At 68.0% G+C, this 2,526-nt stretch carries 3 protein-coding genes; all 3 read right to left on the bottom strand.

Going from position 1 to position 2,526, the window contains the following annotated elements; genetic code table 11:
- Positions 1–21 precede the first annotated feature (21 nt).
- A complete protein-coding gene (gene hydA / locus ACIPIA_RS14090; RefSeq protein ID WP_400510452.1) occupies positions 22–1,503 on the bottom strand; it encodes a dihydropyrimidinase in 1,482 nt (493 codons plus the stop codon).
- 15 nt (positions 1,504–1,518) lie between these two features.
- Positions 1,519–2,178, bottom strand: coding sequence for an aspartate/glutamate racemase family protein (locus tag ACIPIA_RS14085; protein ID WP_400510450.1), 660 nt, complete (start codon positions 2,176–2,178; stop codon positions 1,519–1,521).
- A 54-nt stretch (positions 2,179–2,232) separates the two neighbouring features.
- The coding region (locus ACIPIA_RS14080; RefSeq protein WP_400510448.1) for a M20/M25/M40 family metallo-hydrolase at positions 2,233–2,526 on the bottom strand (294 nt) is incomplete at its 5' end.

Genomic DNA, 2,526 nt, shown 5'->3' with positions numbered 1-2,526 from the left:
TCGGGTGCGGCGCGCCATTTCTCAATCGAGCAGTGTCGCTCCGAAATTCCGCGCCGGATCGATATCGGCGACGAGCTTGCCGGTCGGCGTCGCTGCGCTGCCGCCCGTGCGGCCCAGCCAGCGCCCCGAACCGGGGGTTGCCGTCACATTGCCGTCGCCGACGATCTCCTGCCCCCGTACGAGGACGCGTTCCGGCCAGCCGGTCACGCTGCGGCCGGCGAAGGGCGTGAAGCCGGTGCGATCATGCATCGCCGCGTCGGTGATTGTGACCGTCTTCGCCGGATTCCAGATCGCGATATCCGCGTCGTAGCCGGGAAGCAGAGCGCCCTTGCCGGGAAGGTTGTAGATCTCGGCAGGTGCGGTCGCGGTGAGATTCACGAAGGCCTCCAGCCCCCGCCCGGCGAATTCAGGCCGCCCTGTCGAGACCAGCGCGTCGAACAGCAGGGGCAAGCGCGTCTCGAGCCCCGGCAGACCATTGGCGATCTGCTTGAATGTCGGGTTCGGGCCGGCGGAGAGCTTTCCGGTCTCATCGAAGCGGTAGGGCGCATGGTCCGACGAGACCGTCTGGATATCGCCCAGCGCCAGGGCCTGCCAGAGCGCCTCCTGGTCCGCCTCCTCGCGCGGCGGCGGCGAGCACATCCATTTGGCGCCTTCGAGTCCGGGCCTGTCGAGGTCGTGCCGGGTCAGGAAGAGATATTGCGGGCAGGTCTCCGCGAAGACCTTGAGGCCGCGCCCGCGCGCATCGCGGATCGCCTGCGCCCCTTCCGCCGTCGAGACGTGGAAGATCATGATCGGCTGGTCGAGCAGTTCGGCCACGGTGATGAGTCGGTTGAAGGCCTCGGCCTCCGAACCGCGCGGATGGCTGATCGCATGGTATTTCGGTGCGACGTAACCCTTCTCGACGAGCTTTTTGCCCATCCAGGAGATCATGCCGTGGTTTTCGGCATGGACGCAGACCAGCGCGCGATTCTGCCTTGCCGTGAGCAGCAGGTCGAGCAGCGGCTCGTCGTCCACCTTGATCAGGTCGTAGGTCATGAAGACCTTGATCGAGGCATGCCCCTCCCCGATCAGTGCCGGCAGGTCCTCGGCGATCGTCTTGCGATCGGGATTGGCGACGATGAGGTGGAAGGCATAGTCGATCAGCGCGCCGCGTCGGGCCAATGCCGCGTAGTCGTCGACGACCTGCCTGAGATCGAGGCCGCGATGCTGCGCGGCGAAGGAGATCAGAGTCGTGTTGCCGCCGAAGGCAGCCGAGGTCGTGGCGCTCTCGAAGGTGTCGGCGTTGAGCAGCCCGCCGGCCGAGACCTGCTCGACATGGGCATGGGTGTCGATGCCACCGGGCAGTACGAGCTTGGCGTCGGCGTCGATCTCGCGGGCGCCCGGCGCGAGGCCGAGCCCGATTGCGGCGACCTTGCCGTCCTTGACGGCGAGATCGGCACGGAAGCTGCCGGTCGCGGAGCCGATCGTGCCGCCTCGAATCACCAGGTCGTATTGGGCCGTCATCTGCTGTTGTCCTTCTCAGCGCACCATGACCGTGCCGATCGCCATGGCGACCGCGGCCTGCGTGGGGTCGATCACCGGAATGCCGAGGGCATCCTCCAGTTGCCGGCGGTGCCGCGCCATGCCGGCGCAGCCCATGACGATAACGCCCGCACCATCCTCGTCCCGGAGCTCGCGCCCGATCGTGATCATGCGCGCGAGCGTGCCTTCGCCCGAGGCGCTTTCCGCCACCGACATTTCCAGCGGCCGCTCGCCGGCAAGCCGGTCCATCTGGCCCATCTGCCTGAGATAGCGGATGTGACGCGGGATCGAGCGGGACTTGATCGCGATGACGCCGAAGCGCTCGGCCCGCGTCAGCGCCGTCAGCACACCGCATTCGGCGATGCCGAAGACAGGACTTGCCGTGCCTTCGCGGGCAACATGCAGGCCGGGGTCCGAATAGCAGGCGATGACGAAGGCATCGACGTTGTTGGCCGCCTCGACACGGCGGCGCAGCGGGAGCGTGACGCTCTCGACATGCTCCTGCGTCTCGATGCCGGCCGGCCCCTCGGCAAGCGTCTCGCAGACGATCTCCGGGCCCTCGGCGAAGGCGAGCGGTGCCAGCGCCTGCCGCAGCCCTTCCGTGACCGCTTCATTGGAATTGGGGTTGAGGACGAGGATGCGGGGGCGGCGGCTCATCGGCGAAGTCCCGGAACAGCAGGCAGGTTGTTCAGCATGGCATTGCGCGGCAACTCAGGCGACCTCTCGCGCCACCCAATCGGCGAGGATCGTGCAGGCCGCAAGGAAATCGTCGATCTCCATCGCCTCCAGCGGGTTATGGCTGCCATGCTCGTTGCGCACGAACAGCATCGCAATGGGCACCCCGGCCGCGGCGAAGGCCGCGGAATCATGCGAGGCCGGGCTGCCGAGCGGCATCGTCGCGATACCGTGGCGGGCGGCTGCGGCCTCCAGCCCGGCGGCGATCGCCGGATCGACCGGGCCGACCGCCGCACTGGCGCGGGCGCCGAGCTCGAAGGTCACGCGCCG

Source organism: Allobosea sp. CER48, assembly GCF_044752385.1.
Taxonomy (GTDB): Bacteria; Pseudomonadota; Alphaproteobacteria; order Rhizobiales; family Beijerinckiaceae; genus Allobosea.
Note: the sequence above shows the minus strand (reverse complement) of the source record. Positions and strands in the feature narration are given on the sequence as shown.